We start from the raw sequence: 21389 nt of genomic DNA on the forward strand, positions 1-21389 counted from the left end.
CTGAACGGCATGACGACGGACACCACCACCCAGACCACCGCCACCACGACCCGGCAGGAGGACACCGGCCGCGAGATCCTGGTCCTGGCCGCGACCGGCAAGACCGGCCGCAGGCTGGTGCCCCGGCTGCGCCTCGCGGGCGCCACGGTGCGGGCGGCATCCCGCTCCGGCGCGGTGCGCTTCGACTGGACCGATCCGGCCACCTGGGGCCCGGCGCTGGCCGGTGCCTCCGCGGTGTACCTGGTCGCTCCCGACGACCCGGCCCCGGTGGCCGGGTTCGTGCGGCTGGCCACGGAGTCCGGGGTGTCGCGCTTCGTGGTGCTGTCGGGGCGCGGCCTGGACCACAGCGGTCCGGACTTCGGCCAGGGCATGGCCGCCGCCGAGCGCGCGGCCCGGGACTCGGGCGCCGAGTGGGCGGTCATCCGCGCCAACAACTTCAACCAGAACTTCGACGAGGACCTGTGGCTGAAGCCGCTGCGGGACGGCCGGCTGGCGCTGCCGATCGGCGCCGTCACCGAGGCGTTCGTCGACGCCGACGACGTGGCGGACGTCGCCGCCGCGCTGCTCACCACCGACGAGGCCCGGCTGCTGGGCGAGGTGTACGAGGTGTCCGGGCCGCGCGGCATCACCTTCGGCGAGGCGGTCACCACGATGGCGCGCGCCGCGGGCCGGTCCATCGACTACGTGGAGCTGACCCCGGAGGAGTACCGGGCGGAGCTGCTCGCCGAGGGCTACCCGGAGGTGGCGGCGGACGCGCTCGGCACCCTCTTCGCCCTGCACCGCGAGGGCCACACCGCCGAGCCGGCCGACGGGGTCCGGCAGGTGCTGGGCCGGGCGCCGGTGGACTTCGACACCTATGTGGCCAGGGCCGCGGCGACCGGCGTCTGGAACTGACCGGCCGCCGCGGCGGCGGCACCCGGAGCGATGCCCCCGGGGCCCGCGGACCCCGAAGCGATACCCCGGGCCCGCGGGCCCGCCAGTACCGCTGGGGCCGGCCTGCCCGCCAGTACCGCCGGAGCGGCCGGCCGGTACCGCCGGGGCGGCCGGCCGGTTCCGGGGCGCGCGGCGGCCGGGCCCGGCGACCCGTCCCAACCCCGGCGGTGCCGCCGCTCCCGCGATGCCGCCCCGGGGCCCGCGCGGGGGCCCGCAGCGCGGTGATCGCAAAATGAGTGGTCGGCGCGGCGCGCCCGGACCATCCTCGTGCCGTGGAAGAACCGAAGTACCGCATCCGCGCCCGCCACACGGCGGACACGGTCACCGTCTACCAGGCGTATCCGCCGGCCCTCGGCCTGCCCGCGGCGCGCGACGGCCGCTTCCCGGCCGCGTGGAAGCGGGACCGGATGACGTGGATCAAGCCGTCGTTCCTGTGGATGATGTACCGCTGCGGCTGGGCCGCCAAGGAGGGCCAGGAGACCGTCCTGGCGATCGAGATCACCCGGGACGGCTTCGCCTGGGCGCTGCGCCACGCCTGCCTGTCCCACTACGTGGCGGGCCTGCACGCCGACCAGGCCGCCTGGCAGCGGAAGCTGAAGCGCTCCCCGACCCGGGTCCAGTGGGACCCCGAGCGCGATCTGCGCCTCGCGCCGCTGCCCTACCGCTCGCTCCAGCTGGGCCTCTCCGGCGAGGCCGCGCGCCGGTACGCCGACGAGTGGACGGTCTCCATCACCGATGTGACACCGCTCACCCGGGAGATCCACGCCCTGGTCCGCGGCGGCGACCCGGACGCCGCCCGCCGGCTGCTGCCCCCGGAGCCGCCGTACCCGGTCGAGGACGGGCTGCTGGACCGCCTCCGCGCCTGACACCGGGCCCGGGGCCCCCGCGCGCCGGACACCGGGCCCGGGGGCGCGGGCTGCCCCGGGCCGTCCGCGGCCGGGCGCCCGGGCGGCGCACGCGCCCGGCCCCGGGCCCGCCCGGCGGCAGCTCGCCGGCCCGAGCGCTTACAGTCGAGCGCATGGCCGCCGCACGTATCCCTTCGCCGACCCGACCCGTCGGCTCGGCGACCCGCGGCACCACCAACCCCAACCGGCTGCGCCGCATGGACCGGTGGATCGCGGCGCAGCACCACCGCTCCCTGCTGCGCGCCCCGGCCCCGGTCGCGGTCGACCTCGGGTACGGCGCCGCGCCCTGGACCGCCGTCGAGCTGCTGCACCGGCTGCGGACCGCGGCGCCGCGGGTCAGCGTGGTGGGCATCGAGATCGACCCGGCCCGGGTCGCCGCCGCGAAGCCGTACGAGCGGGACGGGCTGGTCTTCGCGCACGGCGGGTTCGAGGTGCCACTGCCGCCCGGCACCGGTCCGCGCCCCGCGCTGATCCGGGCGGCCAATGTGCTGCGGCAGTACGACGAGGACGAGGTGGCGGCCGTGTGGCGGCGGCTGTGCGACCGGCTGGCGCCCGGCGGGCTGCTGGTCGAGGGCACCTGTGACGAGATCGGCCGCCGGCACGTCTGGGTGGCGCTCACCCCGGCCGGGCCGGCCACGGTCACCTTCGCCGCCCGCCTCGGTTCCCTGGACCGCCCCTCCGACCTGGCCGAACGGCTGCCGAAGGCGCTCATCCACCGCAATGTGCCGGGCGAGCCGGTGCACGCCTTCCTCCGCGACTTCGACCGGGCGTGGGCGGCCGCGGCCCCCTACGCCGCGCTCAGCGCCCGGCAGCGCTGGGTCAGGGCGTGCGCGAGCCTGCGCGCCGACTGGCCGCTGACGGACGGCCCGCGCCGGTGGCGGCAGGGCGAGGTCACGGTCCGCTGGGACGCGCTGGCGCCGCGCGGCCGCTGACCGCGCGGCCGCTGACCACCCGGGCCACGGCGGCCCCCGTCCACACCGGCCCCCGTCCACGCCGGCGCCCGCCCCCACCGGCCCGGTCACACCGGCGCCCGCCCCCACCGGCCGGCCCCCGTCCCCACCGACCCCGCCCACACCAGCGCCCGCCCCCACCGGCCCCGGTCCACACCGGTACCCAGCCGCACCAACACCTGTCCACGCCGGTGGACGTCCGCACCGGCGCCCGTCCACGCCGGGCGGCCGGTCCCAAGCCGGCCACCCCGCGTGGGGCCGCGGCCCCGCGCGGACGGCGTCCGGGCCGCCCGCCTCAGACGGCCGCGCCGGCCTGCGCGGCGCCTACCGCCGCCAGCTCGCGCAGCGCTCGTTCGGTGCGCGAGCCGGGCCGCGCGGTGTAGGTGCACAGCAGTTGGCCCTCGTCGGACGGCAGCGCCAGCACCTGATAGGTGATCTCCAATTCGCCGACCAGCGGGTTCCGGATGCGTTTGGTGCCGTGGGTGCGCTCGGTGACGGCCTGCGCCTCCCAGTGCCGCCGGAAGTCCTCGCTGTGCTCCTGGAGTTCGCGGATGCGACGGCCGGTCAGGTCGGGGCGGCGCCCGGCCTCGGCGCGCAGGCTCGCCACCGTCTCCCCGGCGAGCCGCTCCCAGTCCGGGTGCAGCGTCCTGGCGTCCGGGTGGAGGAAGACCAGGCGGGCGGCGTTGCGTTCCGGCTCCGGGACCGCGGCCAGGTCGAACGCGACCATGCCGCCGAGCCGGTTCCACGCCAGGACGTCCAGTCCCGGGCCGTAGACGAAGGCCGGCACGGTGCTGTCGAGGGCGTCCAGCAGCTGCCGCACCCCCGGCCGTATCCGGGGCCGGACCGGCGCCGGGTGCGCGGACCGGCGCCGTGGCTGGGCCACGTTCCGCAGGTAGGTGTGCTCGGCGGGGGTCAGCCGCAGCGCCCGCGCGACGGAGTCCAGGACCTCGTCGGAGATGGCGTTCGCCCGGCCCTGTTCGATACGGGTGTAGTAGTCGACGCTGATTCCGGCGAGTTGGGCGACCTCTTCGCGGCGCAGCCCGCGGACGCGTCGCCGGACCACCCCGTCGGGCAGTCCCACGGTCGCCGGGTCGAGCGCGGCGCGGCGGGTCTTGAGGAACGCGTTGATGTCCGATCGGGAGACGCCCATCGGTCCATTATCGGCCGGTGGCCCCTCCGGAGCCGGTCCCGGACAGCTCCGGGCGGTCCCGGACGGCCTGGGGCGGTCCCGGACGGCTCCGGACGGTCCCGCACGGCTCCGGACGGTCCCGCACGGCTCCGGGCGGCTCCGGGCGGTCCCGGACGGTCCCGGTGCCGTCCGGCCCGCGGGTCCTCCCCGGCCGCGCCGGCCCCGGGTACGCCGACAAGGTGGTTCCGGCAGTCCCAGGTTGGAGCGGGCCTGTCACCCCGGTCGCCGGGGCGCGAGGCTGGACCGCGAAGGCGGCGGGCGGCAGCCGCTCCCGCGGCCCGGCATCCCGTACCGAACCACCTCAGGAAGACGGCAACCATGCAGCGCAGAATCCTCGGCGGCACCGGCATCTCGGTCAGCGAATACGCGCTCGGCGCGATGATGTTCGGGGCCTGGGCCAACGCCGACCACGACGAGGGCGTACGGATCATCCACCGCGCCCTGGACGCCGGGATCAACTTCGTGGACACCGCGGACGTCTACTCCGCGGGCGAGTCGGAGGAGATCGTCGGGAAGGCGCTCAAGGGCCGCCGCGACGACGTGGTCCTGGCGACGAAGGTGCACGGCTCGATGGGCGACGACGCCAACCACAGCGGGAACTCCCGGCGGTGGATCACCCGGGCGGTCGAGAACAGCCTGCGCCGTCTCGGCACCGACTACATCGACCTGTACCAGGTCCACCGCCCGGACCCCGACACGGACATCGACGAGACGCTGTCCGTCCTGTCCGACCTGGTGCGCGCCGGAAAGGTGCGGGCGGTCGGCAGTTCCACCTTCCCGGCCGAGCAGATCGTCGAGGCGCAGTGGGTGGCCGAGCGGCGCGGCCATGTGCGGTTCCGCACCGAGCAGCCGCCGTACTCCATCCTGGCCCGCGGGGTGGAGGCGGCGGTGCTGCCGACCGCGCGGAAGTACGGGATGGGCGTGCTGACCTGGGGGCCGCTGTCCGCGGGCTGGCTCTCCGGCCGCTACACCAAGGCGTCCGACATCGACCTGACGGGCGGTCGGCACGCGATGGAGCAGCAGAAGTTCGACCCGGCGCTGCCGGGCAACGCGCGCAAGCTGGAGGCGGTGGGCAAGCTGGCGGAGCTGGCCTCGGAGGCCGGGCTGTCGCTGCCCCACCTGGCGACCGCGTTCGTACGGTCGCACCCGGCGGTCACCTCCGTGATCATCGGTCCGCGCACCCACGAGCAGCTGGAGGACCTGCTCGCCGGGGCGGACACGGTGCTGAGCGAGGACGTGCTGGACCGGATCGACGAGATCGTGCCGCCGGGCACCGACCTGAACCGCGCGGACAGCTACTACGTGCCGCCCGCGCTCGCCGACGCCTCGCTGCGCCGCCGCCGGTGACCGACCTGCCGGACGCCGGGGCCGGTTGGTGCGGGAACGGCCGGACGCCGGGGCCGGTGCCGGTGCCGGTCGGTGCGGGAACGGCCGGATGCCGGGGCCGGTGCCGGTCGGTGCGGGTGAACGGCCGGACGCCGGAGCCGGGTGGCGGGAGCGGTCACCGGCCCGGCGAGGGCCGGGTGACCGAGGGTCCGGCCGGCCCGGCCCCGGCCCCCCGTGACCGTTCCCGGGCCGCGGTCCGGCGCCCGTCAGGGCTGGTGGAGGACGGACAGCAGCGCGTCGACGAGTCCCCGGTCGTGGTCGTGGGTGAGGACCTCGCGGGCGGTGGCGGGCGGCAGCCACAGCATCCGGTCGACCTCCCGGTTGGGCACGAAGGTGTCCTCCGGGTCGGCCTCGGCCGCCCAGTAGCGGACCTCCTTGGGGCGGCCCCGCACCGGGTAGCGGACGGTGGGCAGCGGGGCGCCCGGCACACAGCCGATGCCGGTCTCCTCCAGCACCTCGCGCACGGCGCCGCGCAGCGCGTCCTCGCCCCGCTTGAGCTTGCCCTTCGGGTGCGACCAGTCGTCGTAGCGCGGCCGGTGGACCAGCGCGATCTCCAGCCGTCCCTCGTGCGGGGAGCGGCGCCACAGGACGCACCCGGCGGCCCGGACCGGCGCGGGTGCGCCGCCGCCCGCCGCGGGCCCGCTCCCGGCGCCCCCGGCCGGGTCCCCCGGGCCCGGGCCGGTGCCCTTGCCGGGTCCGCGGTCCGCGCCGGGGCTCCCGGGGCGGGTGCCCGGGGCCGCGCCGGGGCTCCCGGAGCGGCGGGCGCCCGTTCCGGTGCTCCCGGGGCGGGGGCCGGGCGCGCCGTGCCCGCCGCCCTGGGTCCCGTCGTCTCCCGTCCGGACCCGGGGGCCGCCCGCCGGACGGCCGGAGCGGCCGTCGCGGCGGTGGTCGGTTCCGCGCCCGGTGTCCCGGGGTCCCGTATCGGCCACTCGTCACCCACCTCCTTATGCCGGGTGCCCCGGCCCGGCCGCCCGATGCCGTGCCCCGCGGCGGCCGGCCGGACCGCCCGGGGACCCCGGGCCGCGGCCGGCGGCCCGGGTCAGGGCGTGCCTGCCGCCGACCGCTGCCAGACGCGGCCGAACGCGAACCGGGCCGCCTCGACCTCGTGCCGCTGGTCGGCGTGGAGCACGCCGAGCGCGTAGGCGGTGGCCGGGGCGATCCGCGGGGTCCGGGCGGCGGTGGCGGCGGCGGTGGCCGCCTCGGCCGCGTCCCGGTGCCGTTCCAGGGCCTGCGCGGCGGCCAGCAGGCGCACCGACAGCGACGGCTCGACCTCCAGCAGCCCGGTGGCCGCCGCCCGCTGCCCCTCGTCCAGCACCTCCAGCGCGTACCGCCGCATCCGCACCAGCCGGCGGACCTGGTGCCAGGGCGCGTCCTGCTGGTCGCTGGCGGGCGGGGCGTCGGCGGCCGGGGTCGCCGCCAGGCCGTGGACCAGCGCCTCGGCGTTGTACGGGTGGCCGGCCCGGCCCAGTGGCAGCGCCTCCACGGCCTCCACCAGCCGCCGGTGCGCCAGGTCCGCGAGCGGCGGCAGCACCTGCTCGGCCGGGTGCTCGGCGGCCGACGGGTCCAGCGGCACCTCGGAGGCGAGCAGCGCGACCGCGTCGGCGACCGCGTGGAAGCGGGAGGAGCCCAGGGCCTGGAGCGCGGCGGTGTGCGCCCGGGTCCGGGCGAGCGTGAGCTGGCGTTCCAGCAGCGCGCCGGCCCGGGCGGCGCCCACGGTGAGCGCTCCGGCCCGCTGCTCCTGGCGCCGCGGGGCGCGGGGCTCCCGGCCGCCGGTGCGGTCCCCGGGCGCGGCACCACCGAGCGTGCCGTCGCCGGCGGCGGGGGCACCGTTCAGGGGGCCGCCGCCGTCGGTCGGGTACGGGCCGTCGGCCCGGTCCGCCTGCGGCCGGCCGGAGCGCCGGCCGGCCGGTGCGGCGCCGCCGCGCCGGGCGGGCGTCTCGGCCGGTCCGGCCCGGTCGGGGAGGGCGCCGGGCAGCCCGGCACCGGTGGCCTGGTCCGGGGCTTCGTCGGCGGTGAGGGAGAGCGCTCGGCGGCTGCCCCGGCCACCGGCGCGGGCGCCGGGCACCTGGCTCCGGCCCGGTGCGGCACCGGACTCCGCGGGCCGTCCGTTCCCGGCGGCCGAGCCGCCGGCCGCGGGCGCGACCGGGTCGCCGGGCCGGCCGGTACGGCCCCGGGCGTCCACGCGGGCCGGGCCGGGCGCGCGCCCGGCCGTCGGCACGTCGGCCGGGGTGCCGGGTTCGGCGGCCTGGCCCGCGATGTCCGCGGTGACGCCGCGCCGGACTGTCCGCGCGGCGCTGGTGACCGGCCGCGCCGCGGTCCCGCCGGGCGCGCCGCCGGCGCCCGGTGCCGCCGCGGTGGCGGGCCCGGTCGCCGGGGCGCTGCCCGGGGTCGGCTCGTGGGCGGCCGGTACCCGTACGCCCCCCGCGGCGGACGGTTCGGCCGCGGTGTCCGGGCCGGCCGGCTCGCGGTCGCCGTCCCGGCCGCGGTCCGGCAGGTCGGTGGTGCGGAGGTCCCGCGTCCGGTCGTGCTCGGCGTCCGGGTGCGGCACGGACGCGCCGGAGAGCCGGTGCAGGGCGCCGCGCAGCCGGGCGAGGCGGGCGGCGTAGGCGTGCTCCCGGGCGAGGGTGCCGGACAGCCAGGCGAGTTCGGCGCGGAGCTGGTCCGCCCAGGCGGTGTCGGTCAGCGGACGGTAGACGTGCAGCGCGCCGCTGATCCGCCGGGCCGAGCGGCGCAGCAGCCGGGCCGCTTCGGCGGCCTCCTCCACGTCCGCCGCGCTCTCCCGGTGCAGGCGCAGGCTGCGCAGGAAGTCACCGGCCTGCCCGTGCAGGTAGAGCGCGAGCACCTCGCCCGCCGTGGCGGGCCGCGGGCCCGGTGCGGAGGTGGTGGTGCTGCCCGTCGCGTGTTCCGTCATGTCGTTCCCCCCGGGGCCGAGTGCGCCAGTCGGCGGGGTGCCGGACGACGACGGTGGCCCGGTCGTCCCCGTAACTTCGGCCGGCAGCAGGTCATGTCGCTGTACCACGCCGGCGCCTCCGGGCGTCGATGAGCATTTCCTGTACGTTGCGCAGCGGCTTCCCCTCGGCGTCGGTGGCGTGCCGGGTCCAGGTGCCGTCCGGGCCCAGGTGCCAGGAAGCGGTCGAGTCGGACATCCCGGTCTCCAGCAGGCGGTCGAGGGAAGCGCGGTGGGCGGGGTCGGTGACGCGCACCAGCGCCTCTATCCGACGGTCCAGATTGCGGTGCATCATGTCGGCGCTGCCGAGCCACACCTCGGGCTCGCCGCCGTTCCCGAAGGCGAACACCCGCGAGTGTTCGAGGAACCGGCCGAGGATGCTGCGCACCCGTATGTTCTCCGACAGGCCGGCCACTCCCGGCCGCAGCGCGCAGATGCCGCGCACCCACACGTCGACCGGCACGCCCGCCTGCGCGGCGCGGTAGAGCGCGTCGACGACGGCCTCGTCGACCATCGAGTTGACCTTGATGCGGACGTAGGCGGGGTGGCCGGCCCGCAGGTGGGCGATCTCCTGGTGGATCCGGGAGACCAGCCCGTCGCGCAGCGAGCGGGGGGCCACCAGCAGCCGCTCGTAGCTCTCCTGCCGCGAGTAGCCGCTCAGCCGGTTGAAGAGGTTGGACAGGTCGGCGCCGACGTCCGGGTCGGCCGTCAGCAGGCCGAGGTCCTCGTAGAGCCGGGCGGTCTTCGGGTGGTAGTTGCCGGTGCCCACGTGCGAGTAGCGGCGCAGGGTGTCGCCCTCCTGGCGCACCACCAGCGACAGCTTGCAGTGCGTCTTGAGGCCGACCAGGCCGTACACCACGTGGCAGCCGGCCTCCTCCAGTTTCCGCGCCCACTTGATGTTGGCCTGCTCGTCGAAGCGCGCCTTGATCTCGACCAGCACCAGCACCTGCTTGCCGGCCTCGGCGGCGTCGATCAGCGCGTCGACGATCGGGGACTTGCCGGACGTCCGGTAGAGCGTCTGCTTGATCGCGAGCACGTCCGGGTCGCCGGCGGCCTGCTCCAGGAACGCCTGGACGGAGGTGGAGAACGAGTCGTAGGGGTGGTGCAGCAGCACGTCCCGTTCGCGCAGCGCCGCGAAGATGTCCGGGGCGGACGCGGACTCGACCTCGGCGAGGTCCCGGTGGGTGCCGGCGATGAACTTGCGGTACTTCAGCTCCGGCCGGTCCTGGGCCGCGATGCCGAACAGTCCGGTGAGGTCCAGCGGGCCGGGCAGCGGGTAGACCTCGGCGTCGGTGATCTTCAGCTCGCGCACCAGCAGGTCCAGCACGTACGGGTCGATGGACTCCTCGACCTCCAGCCGCACCGGCGGCCCGAAGCGGCGTCGCAGCAGCTCCTTCTCCAGCGCCTGGAGGAGGTTCTCGGCGTCGTCCTCCTCGACCTCCAGGTCCTCGTTGCGGGTGACCCGGAACATGTGGTGCGCCAGCACGTCCATGCCGGGGAACAGCTGCTCCAGGTGCGCCGCGATCACGTCCTCCAGCGGCACGTACCGCTGCGGGGACGCCTCCAGGAACCGGGAGAGCAGCGGCGGGACCTTCACCCGCGCGAAGTGGTCGTGGCCGCTGACCGGGTTCCGGACGACCACCGCGAGGTTGAGGGACAGCCCCGAGATGTACGGGAACGGGTGCGCCGGGTCCACCGCCAGCGGGGTGAGCACCGGGAAGATCTGCTGCCGGAACAGCGTGGACAGGCGCGACTGCTCCTTCTCCGTGAGGTCCGGCCAGCGGATCAGGTGGATGCCCTGGTCGGCCAGCTCGGGGGCGACGTCCTGCTGGAAGCAGGCGGCGTGCCGCGCCATCAGCTCGCGGGACCGGGTCCAGATCAGGTCCAGCACCTCGCGGGGCTGGAGTCCGGACGCGGACCGGGTGGCCACTCCGGTGGCGATGCGCCGCTTGAGACCGGCGACCCGCACCATGAAGAACTCGTCGAGGTTGCTGGCGAAGATCGCCAGGAAGTTGGCCCGTTCGAGCAGCGGGGTGGCCGGGTCCTCGGCCAGCTCCAGCACCCGCTCGTTGAACGCCAGCCAGCTGCGCTCCCGGTCCAGGAAGCGGCCCTGCGGCAGCTCGCCGCCGTCCATGCCGGGGAGGCCGCCGTCCTGGTAGTCGTCCGCGTCGGCGTCCAGGTCCGGGTCCAGATCGAGCTCACTCACCGGGGGCGCCGCCACGGCGTTCGGACGGTGCGCGGCGATGGAGCCGACGGAAGGCTGCGGCTGCGGCTGCGGGGGGACGGGAGCCTGACCACTGGACTGGTTCATGACCTCATTCTTCCGCGCCCCGGGCAGGTCAGGCGCGTCGGACGACGGCGCCGGGGCGGCACGGAGCCTCCGGTGCAGGGGCTTGGACACAGCGGGCTGCATTCAGTGATGCTCGCAACCAAGATTGAATCGCCGGTAACGGAGACATGGCGCGTAGGAAATCGGGGCGCATCTCCCAGGGAGTCCCGCCGCGGGCCTGGTCCGGTGTCCGCAGCCCGGTGAGCCCCGGTGCGCACCGGCCGGCCGCCGCGTCACCGGTGCCCGGCCCCGGCACGGTGGGCGCGCGGCCGCGGGTTCCGCCCCCGCGGTGCCGCCGTACGCCGTGCGCGCTGCGTCTTCACGCGCCGCCCGGCTGGGGCCGTCACGCGCCGTGCGCCCCGGGCCCGCGCGGCACCCGCACGGGCCGCACCGCACCGCGCGCCCGGGGTCTGCGCGGCACCCGCACGGGCCGTCACGCGCTGTGCACCTCGTGGCCGCCGGCGGTCCGCCACGGTGACCGGTGGCCGCCGGGCGGCCCGTGGGGGCGGACGCGCTCCGCTGCGCGGCGGCACGGCCGCGGCGGGTGCCCGGGCCCGTCCCCGGCAGGTACGTCGTCACCGACCCCTACCGGCCGGGGGCCGGAGGCCGGGGGCCTGGGGCCGGGGGCCTGGGGGCCGGAGGGGCCGGGGGGCTACACCAGCTCGGGCTGCGGTTCCGGTTGCCGCGGTGCCGGCACGGTCTTCGGCTCCCACACCCTGGTGGTCCGTACATAGCCGTAGATCACCGAGGCCATCGCCAGGATGAGAAGGGGTCCGAACACCCAGGGATGTTCGGCCATCTCCATCGGCAGATAGCGATAGGACGCCAGAAGCGCGGCGAAGACCGCGGTGCCGTAGGCGACCAGCTGGATTCCCGACCGGTCCCAGCCACGTGCGGACGCGCGCAGACCTGCCTCGATCGTCAGCGTGAACACCACACCGGCCACGAGATCCGCGCCGTAGTGGTAACCGAACCCCAGCGTGACGCTGAGCGTGGCGATCAGCCAGAACGTTCCCGCGTGGCGCAGAATCCACGGGCCCCTGCGGGAATGAATGAAGATCGCGACAGCCCACGCCGTATGCAGGCTGGGCATGCAGTTGCGCGGCGTGACCTCGTTGAACGGCATCTGGTCCGGGGTGGTGATCGGCGGCGGCGTGTCCGGCCAGAGATCGGCCACCGCCCAGTGCCCGCCGTCGGCACCGTAGGCGAAGATCGGCCCGACCACCGGGTAGATCATGTAGATGCCCGGCCCGAGGAGCCCGATCACCAGGAAGGTGCGCACCAGATGGTGGCGCGGGAAGCGGCGCTCGACCGCCACGTTCCGCAGCTGGTACAGCGCGACGATGACGGCGGCAGCCGCGAGCTGGATGTAGACGTACTGCAGGACGTGGTCGCCGATCGAGCCGGTGGCCCGGACGATCCGGCCCGCCACCCACGACGGGTTGCCCAGCGCGTGATCGGCGACCGCCACGTACTGGTCGAGCACCACCGGGCGGGACTTGGACGTGATGAGCAGCCAGGTGTCGCCGATCTTGCGGCCGGCCACCAGCACCAGGCCCAGCCCGACGCCCTTCAGCAGCAGGACGCGCTCCCGGCCGGTGCGGCGCGTGACGGCGATGACCGCGCAGCCCAGCATCACCCACAACGCGCCGTTGCCGTACGGGTACCCGGCCCCCTCCGCCGTCTTGACGTCGGCCGCCCACCGCGCCAGCACGAAGACGACGTCGACGCCGATCGCGACACCGATCGCGATGAACCGTTGCCGCCAGGTGAGCACCACCATCATCAGCGCCATACCGGCGTACAGCAGCGTCCCTGACTTGGGGGCGAACACCACCTCGCGGGCCTGGTTGGTCATCGGCCCCGGTACGCCGTAGTCGCGGGCGGCTATCTCCAGCGCGACGGAGAGGCCGAGGGCCGCGACAGCCACCGCGGTCCACAGCATCGCCCGTGGCCGTCGCCACGCGGCGAGCACTTTTCTGCTGTCTATTCGCGCTATGGATATCAATTGTTTGACCGATTTGTTAGTTGCCGGGCAATTAAGTCACTCTTCGTGCTGGATCGCATGGTTTTCCGGTGAAGCGGCAGCCAATGAGGACGATCGTCGTGAGTTCGAACATGCTAACGGAGCCGTTCGGGTGACTTTCGTGCTCGTGAACGGCGCGGACGGCGCGAAGGGCATGCGCTCCCGCGCTCGGCGGCGCGGCGTCCCGACAGCCCGACGGCGCGGCGCCCCGACGGCGCGGCGCCCCGACGGCGCGGCGTCCCGACGGCGCGGCGTCCCTACGCCCCGGGGATCACGAGACTTTCGACACCCGGCGGCCATCGCGGGCATCACCAGGCGCCCGGTGGGTCCACAGCGTGTGCACCGGGTCGTCCACGGGCAGGCCGGGCGGGGATGCCGGCGCACCGCCGGGCCGCCGGCCCGGGGCGGCGACGTCCGGCACGACGGTCACACCGACCGGGCCGCCGGCGCCCTCGACCTCGACCTCGACCTCGGCCTCGGCCTCGTCCTCGGCCTCGACCGGGGCGCCTGGCTCCCTCGGCGCGCAACAGCGCACGAGCGCGGCGGCGGGCAACGGGCGCACCGGCATCACGCCGGGCAGCGGCGCGCGAGGGCACCGGCAGCACGCCGGGCAGCGGCGCGCGAGGGCACCGGCAGCACGGCGCGCAACGGCACACGAGCGCGACGGCGGGCAGCCGCGCGAGCGCACCGGCAGCACGGCGGGCGACGCACCGGCCGGCGCGGCCGCCGGGTACGGGGGCGTCGGCCCGGACCTCGGCCGACGGGCCGGCGCCGCCGGGGCCACTGACCGGTCCGGCCCCGGCGGGGCCGGCTCCCGGCAGGCGGCGTCCGCTCAGCTCTCCGTGCGGTACATCAGGTCCACCTCGTGGGTGGTGAAGCCCAGCCGCTCGTACACCGCGACGGCGGCGGCGTTGTCGGCGTCGACGTACAGCATCGCGGTGGGCAGGCCGAGCGCGGCCAGGTGGCGCAGGCCGACCGCGGTCAGCGCCTTGCCCAGGCCGCCGCCCTGCGCGTCCGGCCGGGCACCCAGGACGTACACCTCACCCAGCCGCTCCTCCCCGTGCACCTTGGTCCAGTGGAAGCCGACCAGGTCGCCGCCCCGCTCGGCGAGGAAGAAACCGGCCGGGTCGAACCACGGCTGGGCCTTGCGGTCGTCCAGGTCCCGCTGGGTGAGCGAGCCCTGTTCGGGGTGGTGGGCGAAGGCCGCGGCGTTCGTCGCGAGCCAGGCCGCGTCGTCCTCACCCGGCCGGAAGGCCCGCACCGTCACCCCCTCCGGCAGTACCGGCTCGGGCAGGGCCGGGGCGTCCGGGCCGGTCAGCGGCCGCCGCATCTGGCGCAGTTCACGGAAGAGCGACATGCCCAGCACCTGCGCCAGGTGCCGGGCGGAAGGGTGCCCGCCGTGCGCCCACACCCGCAGCCGCCGGCCGGACTCGCGCAGCAGCGCGTTGCCCAGCTCCCGCCCGTGGCCGCGCCCCCGGTGCGCCGGGTGCACCACCAGTTCGGCGGCGGGCGCCTCCACCGGGTCGGTGCCCTCCAGCTGCCCGTAGCCGACGAGTTCCCCGGTGCCGTCCCGCACCAGCAGGTGACGCACCCCCGGGCGGCGGCCGTGCATCTGCAACCGCCCCTGCTCCGACACGGCGGGCTGACCGTCGGTGCGCGCCGACTCGGTGACCAGTTCCAGCACCCGGTCCGCCAGACCCTCGGTCAGCTCGTCCAGGATCTCGATGCTCCGGCGGCCCGCGGTCTCACTCATCTCGCTCATGGTCACGAGCGTAGGCCAGCGGCGGCCGGCGGCCCGGGCAAACCCCTGCGACGGTCCCGCGGGGCCGCGCGCCGCCGCGGTGAGGGGAACCGGGCCCGCCGCGGCACTCCGCCCGGCCCCCCACGCGCAACCAGGTCGTAACCTCGTCCCCCCTGCCCCGCTACGCGCGTTGACCGTAAGCTTCCGCCGTCGTCCGACCAATGCACAAAGGGGACCAGATGCCAGCGACACCTCATCGACGGCGAAAGTTGCGACGTTCGGTCACGGGAGTGGCGGTGCTGGCGGCCACCGCCGGGGTGTTCGCCGCCGCGCTCCCGGCGGGCGCGAGCCCCACCGCGCCGGAGGCCGGGGACCGGGCCGAGTTCGGCCACGGCCGCACCGTCGACGTACAGCTGCTCTCGTTCAACGACCTGCACGGCAACCTGCAACCGCCGCAGGGCTCCTCGGGCAACGTCACCGAACTCCAGCCGGACGGCACCACCAAGGCCATTCCGGCGGGCGGTGTCGAGTACCTGGCCACCGCGCTGCGCAAGGCCCGGAAGGGCCACCCGTACTCCATCACCGCCGCGGGCGGTGACATGATCGGCGGCAGCCCGCTGCTCTCCGGCCTGTTCCACGACGAGCCGACCATCGAGGCGCTGAACAAGCTGGACCTGGACGTCACCGCGGTCGGCAACCACGAGTTCGACGAAGGCGCCGTCGAGCTGGGCCGGATGCAGAACGGCGGCTGCCACCCCAAGGAGGGCTGCTACGAGGAGGGCAAGACCTTCCCCGGCGCGGACTTCCCCTACCTCGCCGCCAACGTGACGGACGAGAAGACCGGCAAGCCCATACTCAAGCCGTACGTGGTGTGGGAGCGCAAGGGCGTGAAGATCGGCTTCATCGGCGTCACCCTGGAGGGCACCCCGGACATCGTCACCGCCGACGGCGTCAAGGGCCTGAAGTTCCACGACGAGGTCGAGACGATCAACAAGTACACCAAGGAGCTGAACCGCAAGGGCGTCAAGTCGGTCGTCGCGCTCATCCACGAGGGCGGCATGCCCACTGCCCCCTCGTACAACTACGACTGCGACAGCGCCGGCCCGGGCGCGGGGATCTCCGGCCCGATCGTCGACATCGCCAAGAACGTCAGCCCGCAGGTCGACGCGCTGGTCACCGGTCACACCCACCAGGCGTACGCGTGCAGCATCCCGGACCCGGCCGGCCAGCCGCGCACCGTCACCTCCGCCGCCTCCTTCGGCCGCCTCTACACCGACACCACGCTCACCTACGACCGTGACACCGACGACATCGTGCGGACCAGCGTCACGTCGGCCAACCACGTGGTGCACCGGGAGCAGCGCAAGGCCCGCGACATGACCAAGCTGATCAAGCGCTGGGACAAGCTCGCCGCGCCGATCGCCAACCGGCCGGTGGGCTACATCTCGGCCGACATCCCCGGCCGCGGCGCCACCTCCTACGAGACCCCGCTCGGCGACCTGATCACCGACGCGCAGCTGGAAGCGCTCGCCCCCGCCGACAAGGGCGGCGCGCGACTGGCCCTGATGAACCCCGGCGGCATCCGCTCCGACCTGGCGTTCAAGGCGTCCGGCGCCGAGGGCGACGGGGTGGTGACCTACGGCGAGTCGTTCACCGTGCAGCCGTTCACCAACATGATGACCGTCATCGACCTCACCGGCGAGCAGCTGCTGACCGCCCTGCGGCAGCAGGTCAGCGGCGCCAACGCGGCCCAGCCGAAGATCCTCCAGGTGTCCCGGGGCTTCACCTACACCCTGGACCTGACGAAGACCGGCGCCGACCGGATCGTCACCGACTCGGTCAGGCTCGACGGTGAGCCGATCGACCCGGCGAAGACCTACCGGGTGGCGATGAACGAGTTCCTCTCCGGCGGCGGCGACGGCTTCCCGGTCCTCAAGGAGGGCAAGAACAAGCTGGTCGGCGCGTCCGACCTGGACGTCCTCAACGCCTACCTGGGCGCCCACTCCTCCGCCCAGTCCCCGCTGGCCCCGCCGAAGGCCGACCGCATCACCATCGTGAAGTAACACCCGGTTCCGCCGACGGGCCGCCCGCACCCCGGTGCGCGGGCGGCCCGTCGTGCTCCCGCCGCCCGCTCCGGCCCGCGGCCGCCCGTGACTACCATGACGCGTATGCCCAGCGAATCCCCTGCGGGGGCGCTCCACCGCCGCGAGCAGCTCCGCGACTTCCTGCGCACCCGCCGGGCGCGGCTCACCCCCGCGGACGTCGGCATGGCGACGGCGGGCAGGCGCCGCACGCCGGGACTGCGGCGCGAGGAGGTCGCGGTCCTCGCCGGGGTCGGCGTGTCCTGGTACACGTGGCTGGAGCAGGGCCGCGACATCAACGTCTCGACCGAGGTGCTCGACGCGATCAGCAGGGCGCTGCACCTGACCGAGCCGGAACGCGCCCACCTCTACCTGCTCGCCGGCCTCAACCCGCCCCGGGCCGGCGGGTTCCGCGCCTCCCCGGTCACCCCGGAGCTGCGGCGGCTGCTCGACGCGTGGGCGCCGCGGCCCGCGGTGCTCCAGGACCGGTACCGGAACCTGCTCGCCGTCAACGACGCGGCGCGGACCGTGTTCGGCTACGGCGACACCGACCACAACTGCCTCGTCACGTTCTTCACCAACGCCCGGTACCGCGGCATGCAGCTGCACTGGGCCTCGGTCGCGCCGGACGTCGTCGCCTCCTTCCGCGCCGACGCGGCGCACCACCCCGACGACCCGGAGTTCCGGCGGCTGGTGGACGACCTCAGCGCGGTGAGCCCCGAGTTCGCCGAGCTGTGGGCCCGCCACGACGTGAGCGCGCCGATGCCGGCGGTGAAGGCGGTGCGCCACCCGGACGCCGGCGACCTGGTCTTCGACACCACCGTCCTGACCGTGGCCGGCCAGCCCGACCGGCAGCTGGTGCTGTACGACCCGCGGCCCGGGACCGGCACCGGGGAACGGCTCCGGGAGCTGGTCCCGCTCCGGCTCGCCGCCCCGGCCTGACCCGGCGGCCGGAGGCGGTGGCCCCGGCCCCCAGGGTGGTGGTGCCGGACCCCGGTTGACTGCGCCCTGTATGCCTGCCGCGCGGGTCGGCAGGGTGGTCGCCATGACGCACAGCACTCCCCGATTCACTGACAAGATCGCGCTGATCACCGGCGGCACCAGCGGCATGGGACTGGTCACCGCGCGCAGGCTGCTCGCCGAGGGCGCGCGGGTGGTCATCACCGGACGCGACGACGCCCGGCTGGACGCGGCGGTCGCCGAGCTGGCCGGCGGCGACCGGGTCCTCGCGGTGCGCGCCGACGCGGGCGACCTCGCCGACCTCGACGCGCTGACCGCGACGATCCGGGAGCGGTACGGGCGGCTGGACGTGGTCTTCGCCAACGCGGGCGTCGGCTCGTTCGACCCCTACGGCGAGATCACCGAAGCGGAGTTCGACCGGGTCGTCGGCATCAACTTCAAGGGCGTCTTCTTCACCGTCCAGAAGACCCTCCCGCTGCTGTCCGCCGGCGCCGCGATCGTGATCAACGCGTCCTGGACGCTCCACCGCGGCCTGCCGAACGCCACCCTGTACTCGGCGACGAAGGCGGCGGTGCACAACCTGTCGCACACCCTCGCGGCGGAGCTGGGGCCCCGGGGGATACGGGTCAACTCGGTGAGCCCCGGCTACATCGAGACCCCGATGTTCCACGCCGCGGTCACCCCGGACGCGAAGCCCGCCGTCGCCGCGGAGGTGGTCTCCGGCCGCCTCGGCACCTCGGAGGAGGTCGCCGCCGCGGTCGCCTTCCTCGCGTCCGACGAGGCGTCGTACGTCAACGGGCAGGACCTGATCATCGACGGCGGGCTGGTCGCGGCCATCCCCGGCTCGACGGTGTAGCCGGTCCGGCCACGGCGGTTCCACGGGGCCGGCCACCGCCAGGTGGCCGGCCCCGCCGGCGCGTCAGGGCCGCGGTGCGACGCGGTCGAAGTCCCCGCGCCGGGCCGCGCGTATGAACGCGCCCAGCACGGCGGGGGTGGTAGCGAGGACAGTCCCGGGTTCGTCGCTCTCCCGGAGCCGGACATCTCCCTGGCCGCCTGTCGCGATGTTCACGCAGTTCCCCGCATCAGCGCTGTAGGTAGATTTCCGCCACTCAGAGGTGGGCATGCCCTTCACCTTTCACATGGTGCGCAGCAGTCCGTGGATGAAGTCCCGGGACCTGACTGGGTCGAGCGCTGTCCCCTCCATCCGGTCAGCAACCGCCCGGTACTTCGCCAACTCAGTGTCCGCGTAAGCAAACTGGCACCCCGGCGCTGCGTCCAGCTGCACGGTATCGAGCTGCGGTACGGGTCCCAGGACATAGTCGAAGGACTGCCCCGTCCCCGGGAACGTACCGCCACCGGCAAAGGGGATCACCCGGATCGTCACATTGTCCATCTCGCTCATGGTGAGCAGATGCTTCAGTTGCCCCTGCATGGTCCCGGGTCCACCGAACTCCATGCGGAGTGCCGCCTCGTGAATGATCGCGGTGTACGGCACGGGCCGGTCGCCATGGAGCACAACCTGGCGTTTCAAACGATGCGACAGGCGATGCTCGACTTCGTACGGACGCAGCGGCGGGGCCGCTTCCGAGATCACAGCACGGGCGTGATCAAGCGTCTGGAGCAGCCCAGGAATGTGAATGACCAGGCAGACCCGGAGCCCACAGGCATGGTGTTCCAGTTCGGCCAGATCGGCGAAGCCCGCGGGAAGATGCTCCCTGTACCCGTCCCACCAACCCTTCGTGCGGCCACCGGTCATGTCGGCCAAGGCATCCACCAGCGCATCGTCCGCGCAGGCATAACTGCTCGCCATGGCGCGCACCTTGTCGGCGCCAACCGCGTAGCGGCCGGCCTCGATCATGCTCATGCGCGCCTGCTGAAACCCCAGTTGGGCCGCCGCAGCAGTAGAGGACAAGCCTGCCCGCTCGCGCAGTTTACGCAGTTCAGCGCCAAGGCGGCGCTGCCTCAGCGTCGGGAAGTTCATCGGAGACATCGATCCTCACTGTACGACCGCCCACAAACCGAGCCTGTCACCCACACGAGGGGAGTTCATAGCTATCTCATCAGTTCACTATTAGATCTATCACTCACGAGCCTATGGTGTGCGTAGGTCGACCACGGGACTCAACTTCCGTTGCCAGAGGAGACGTTCATGGAACACGCACGCCACCCAGACCCGGACCTCGAAGAACCCTGGGCCTACACCCTCCACCTCCCGCACGACCCCCGTTCCTCCGGCGTCGCGCGGTCCACCCTGCGCGCCGTCCTCGCCGGACACGGGCTCGGCACGTACACCGAGACCGCGACCCTGCTCACCAGCGAGATGGTCGCCAACGCCTTTCTGCACTCCGACGGTCCCGCCCGGCTCCGCATCCGCTGCCTGGAGGAGAAGCGGCTGCGGGTGTGCGTGATGGACACCAACCCCGACATCCCGCCACCGTTCGACGCACCGCCCGGTCCCGGCGAGCAGGCCGGAGCCTTCCTTGAGGCGCGACGCAGGTGTCTCGACCTCGGCGGGCGCGGGTTACTGCTGGTGCGCTACTGGGCGGACAACTGGGGCGGCTACCCGCTCGCGGAGAGCCTGTGGGGGATGCACGGCAAGCTGCTGTGGTTCGAACTCACCCCGGACGGCTCGGCCTTCGCTCCGGCCGCCTGACGGCGGCCCCGCGCCGGGACCGGCACCGGACGGCGCTCAGTCGGGCAGCCGGTCGAGGATCCAGCTGCCCAGTTCCTCGGTCATCAGCGTGTGCGCCTCGTTCGTCGAGGCGCACCGGAACTCGTCCAGTTCGCTCGCCTCCGCCGGCAGGCCGGACAGGTCCGCGTACAGGTCCTCCTGGCGGTCGAGGCGTGCGCCCCGGACGGCCAGGGCGCTGACGGTCGGCACGAAGCACACCGACCGGTGGTGCACCCTGGTCCTGCCGAGCCGGTCCAGCTCGTCGGCGAGGGTCCCGAAGGACTCCAGCAGGCCGCCGGGCGCGCCGTCCAGCTCCGGCAGGCCCCCGGCCCGGACGGTACGGCGGCGGCCCACGAGGCTGCGCAGCTTCCCCACCACCGGGTCCTCGCCCGCGGCCTGGGTGTACAGCCGGGTGCCGTTGAACACCAGCCCGCCGACGCTCAGCGCCTCCGCCCCGGCCGGGACGCCGTTGCCGGTGCCGCGACCCGCTCCGTTGGCGACGCCGATCCGGCGGCAGCGGCGCGGCCACCAGCCCATCGACCGCAGCTCCGCCAGGAACGCGGTGCGGGCCGGGTCCTCGGCGGGGGTGCCGCCGACCTGCGCGAGGTGGCGCCACAGCAGCTGGCGGGCGGCGGGGCTGTTGATCTGCGCGGAGAAGCCGCCGCTCAGCGGCCTGAGGTAGTGCGCGAACGCCTGGAGGCAGATCGGCAGCCAGGCGCCGTGGTGCGGGCTGTCGTACGAGACGTACAGCCCGGTGCGGTGGTCGACGCCCTCGTGCTCCAGCTTCGTCAGCGCGTACCGGCTGACCACTCCGCCCATGCTGAACCCGCCCACCGTCAGGGCGCCCCGGCCCCGGCGCCGGGCGATGGCGCGCAGGACGGCCGCCCGGACGTTCTCCGCGTTGGCCGGTACGGACGCGCTGCGCTCGTCGAACCCGGTCAGCACCAGGCCGCGGCCGGACTCCCGCAGCCGGGTGAGGAAGGGGTACGCCCCCCGGTCCAGCAGTTCCCAGGCGAGGTCCAGCTCGGTGGGGCCGGTGCTGAAACCGTCGGCCAGCACCACCGGCCGCGCGAGTCCGCGCCGCCCGTGTCCGTAGTAGATCCAGGCGGTCCCGCTCGGCAGCCGCCAGACCTCGTCGGGCTCCGGCGCCCGGGAGGCCGCCTCGGCCGCCGCCCCGGCGGCCGCCGGGCTCACCGTGCGCGCCACGGCCGGGCTCACCGGCCCGGGATCCGCCGGGGCGTCCGAGCCGGTCTCCGTTTCTGCGGCCATCC

General features: G+C 74.9%; 17 protein-coding genes and 2 pseudogenes. 8 read left to right on the plus strand and 11 right to left on the minus strand.

Annotation, left to right across the window (positions count from 1 at the left end; genetic code table 11):
- Positions 1–9 precede the first annotated feature (9 nt).
- From ACH4B3_RS05920 to ACH4B3_RS05930, 3 genes are all read left to right on the plus strand, one after another.
- Positions 10–894, plus strand: coding sequence for an NAD(P)H-binding protein (locus ACH4B3_RS05920; protein ID WP_398461443.1), 885 nt, complete (start codon positions 10–12; stop codon positions 892–894).
- Positions 895–1205: 311 nt separating this feature from the next.
- Positions 1206–1799: a DUF4291 domain-containing protein gene (locus ACH4B3_RS05925; RefSeq protein ID WP_398461444.1), complete on the plus strand. Its 594-nt coding sequence runs from the start codon at positions 1206–1208 to the stop codon at positions 1797–1799.
- A gap of 152 nt (positions 1800–1951) precedes the next feature.
- Entirely contained in the window at positions 1952–2770 is an 819-nt protein-coding gene (locus tag ACH4B3_RS05930; protein WP_398461445.1) for a class I SAM-dependent methyltransferase, read from the plus strand.
- A gap of 313 nt (positions 2771–3083) precedes the next feature.
- Here the strand turns inward: ACH4B3_RS05930 and ACH4B3_RS05935 are convergent, their stop codons facing one another.
- The gene (locus tag ACH4B3_RS05935) at positions 3084–3938 is read right to left on the minus strand and encodes a helix-turn-helix domain-containing protein (RefSeq protein ID WP_398461446.1); all 855 of its coding nucleotides are present in this window, start codon (positions 3936–3938) and stop codon (positions 3084–3086) included.
- 357 nt (positions 3939–4295) lie between these two features.
- Here ACH4B3_RS05935 and ACH4B3_RS05940 point away from each other — a divergent pair, with 357 nt between their 5' ends.
- A complete protein-coding gene (locus tag ACH4B3_RS05940; protein WP_398461447.1) occupies positions 4296–5324 on the plus strand; it encodes an aldo/keto reductase in 1029 nt (342 codons plus the stop codon).
- 245 nt (positions 5325–5569) lie between these two features.
- On the opposite strand, the pseudogene ACH4B3_RS05945 reads toward ACH4B3_RS05940, so the two are convergent.
- The 7 genes and pseudogenes from ACH4B3_RS05945 to mshD all read right to left on the minus strand — a co-directional run.
- Positions 5570–5971: pseudogene (locus ACH4B3_RS05945) on the minus strand (NUDIX hydrolase); the annotation flags it as partial.
- 431 nt (positions 5972–6402) lie between these two features.
- Positions 6403–7581, minus strand: a complete 1179-nt coding sequence (locus tag ACH4B3_RS05950) for a hypothetical protein (RefSeq protein WP_398461597.1) — start codon at positions 7579–7581, stop codon at positions 6403–6405.
- A gap of 327 nt (positions 7582–7908) precedes the next feature.
- Positions 7909–8274, minus strand: a pseudogene (locus ACH4B3_RS05955) (CHAD domain-containing protein); the annotation flags it as partial.
- 91 nt (positions 8275–8365) lie between these two features.
- Entirely contained in the window at positions 8366–10621 is a 2256-nt protein-coding gene (locus ACH4B3_RS05960) for an RNA degradosome polyphosphate kinase (RefSeq protein WP_398461448.1), read from the minus strand.
- A 670-nt stretch (positions 10622–11291) separates the two neighbouring features.
- Positions 11292–12584 carry a phosphatase PAP2 family protein gene (locus ACH4B3_RS05965; protein ID WP_398461598.1) on the minus strand — a complete coding sequence of 431 codons (1293 nt, stop codon included), beginning with the start codon at positions 12582–12584 and terminating at the stop codon, positions 11292–11294.
- Positions 12585–12936: 352 nt separating this feature from the next.
- Complete coding sequence (locus ACH4B3_RS05970; protein WP_398461449.1) at positions 12937–13218, minus strand: hypothetical protein; 282 nt, start codon at positions 13216–13218, stop codon at positions 12937–12939.
- A gap of 279 nt (positions 13219–13497) precedes the next feature.
- On the minus strand, positions 13498–14427 hold the full coding sequence (mshD, locus tag ACH4B3_RS05975; RefSeq protein WP_398461450.1) for a mycothiol synthase: 930 nt from the start codon (positions 14425–14427) through the stop codon (positions 13498–13500).
- A gap of 218 nt (positions 14428–14645) precedes the next feature.
- Between mshD and ACH4B3_RS05980 the strand changes: the two genes are divergently transcribed.
- The 3 genes from ACH4B3_RS05980 to ACH4B3_RS05990 all read left to right on the plus strand — a co-directional run bounded on the left by ACH4B3_RS05980 (position 14646) and on the right by ACH4B3_RS05990 (position 18303).
- Entirely contained in the window at positions 14646–16469 is a 1824-nt protein-coding gene (locus tag ACH4B3_RS05980; protein ID WP_398461451.1) for a bifunctional metallophosphatase/5'-nucleotidase, read from the plus strand.
- Positions 16470–16574: 105 nt separating this feature from the next.
- Complete coding sequence (locus ACH4B3_RS05985; RefSeq protein WP_398461452.1) at positions 16575–17429, plus strand: helix-turn-helix transcriptional regulator; 855 nt, start codon at positions 16575–16577, stop codon at positions 17427–17429.
- 103 nt (positions 17430–17532) lie between these two features.
- Positions 17533–18303: a glucose 1-dehydrogenase gene (locus tag ACH4B3_RS05990; protein WP_398461453.1), complete on the plus strand. Its 771-nt coding sequence runs from the start codon at positions 17533–17535 to the stop codon at positions 18301–18303.
- Positions 18304–18366: 63 nt separating this feature from the next.
- Here the strand turns inward: ACH4B3_RS05990 and ACH4B3_RS05995 are convergent, their stop codons facing one another.
- Positions 18367–18570, minus strand: a complete 204-nt coding sequence (locus ACH4B3_RS05995; RefSeq protein ID WP_398461454.1) for a DUF397 domain-containing protein — start codon at positions 18568–18570, stop codon at positions 18367–18369.
- Between the two features lie 12 nt (positions 18571–18582).
- On the minus strand, positions 18583–19437 hold the full coding sequence (locus tag ACH4B3_RS06000; RefSeq protein ID WP_398461455.1) for a helix-turn-helix domain-containing protein: 855 nt from the start codon (positions 19435–19437) through the stop codon (positions 18583–18585).
- 159 nt (positions 19438–19596) lie between these two features.
- Between ACH4B3_RS06000 and ACH4B3_RS06005 the strand changes: the two genes are divergently transcribed.
- Positions 19597–20100 carry an ATP-binding protein gene (locus tag ACH4B3_RS06005; RefSeq protein WP_398461456.1) on the plus strand — a complete coding sequence of 168 codons (504 nt, stop codon included), beginning with the start codon at positions 19597–19599 and terminating at the stop codon, positions 20098–20100.
- 36 nt (positions 20101–20136) lie between these two features.
- Here ACH4B3_RS06005 and ACH4B3_RS06010 read toward each other — a convergent pair whose 3' ends face one another.
- Positions 20137–21387, minus strand: coding sequence for a hypothetical protein (locus ACH4B3_RS06010; protein WP_398461457.1), 1251 nt, complete (start codon positions 21385–21387; stop codon positions 20137–20139).
- Between the last annotated feature and the right edge of the window lie 2 nt (positions 21388–21389).

Source organism: Streptomyces sp. NPDC018031, from assembly GCF_044327625.1.
Classification (GTDB): domain Bacteria; phylum Actinomycetota; class Actinomycetes; order Streptomycetales; family Streptomycetaceae; genus Streptomyces.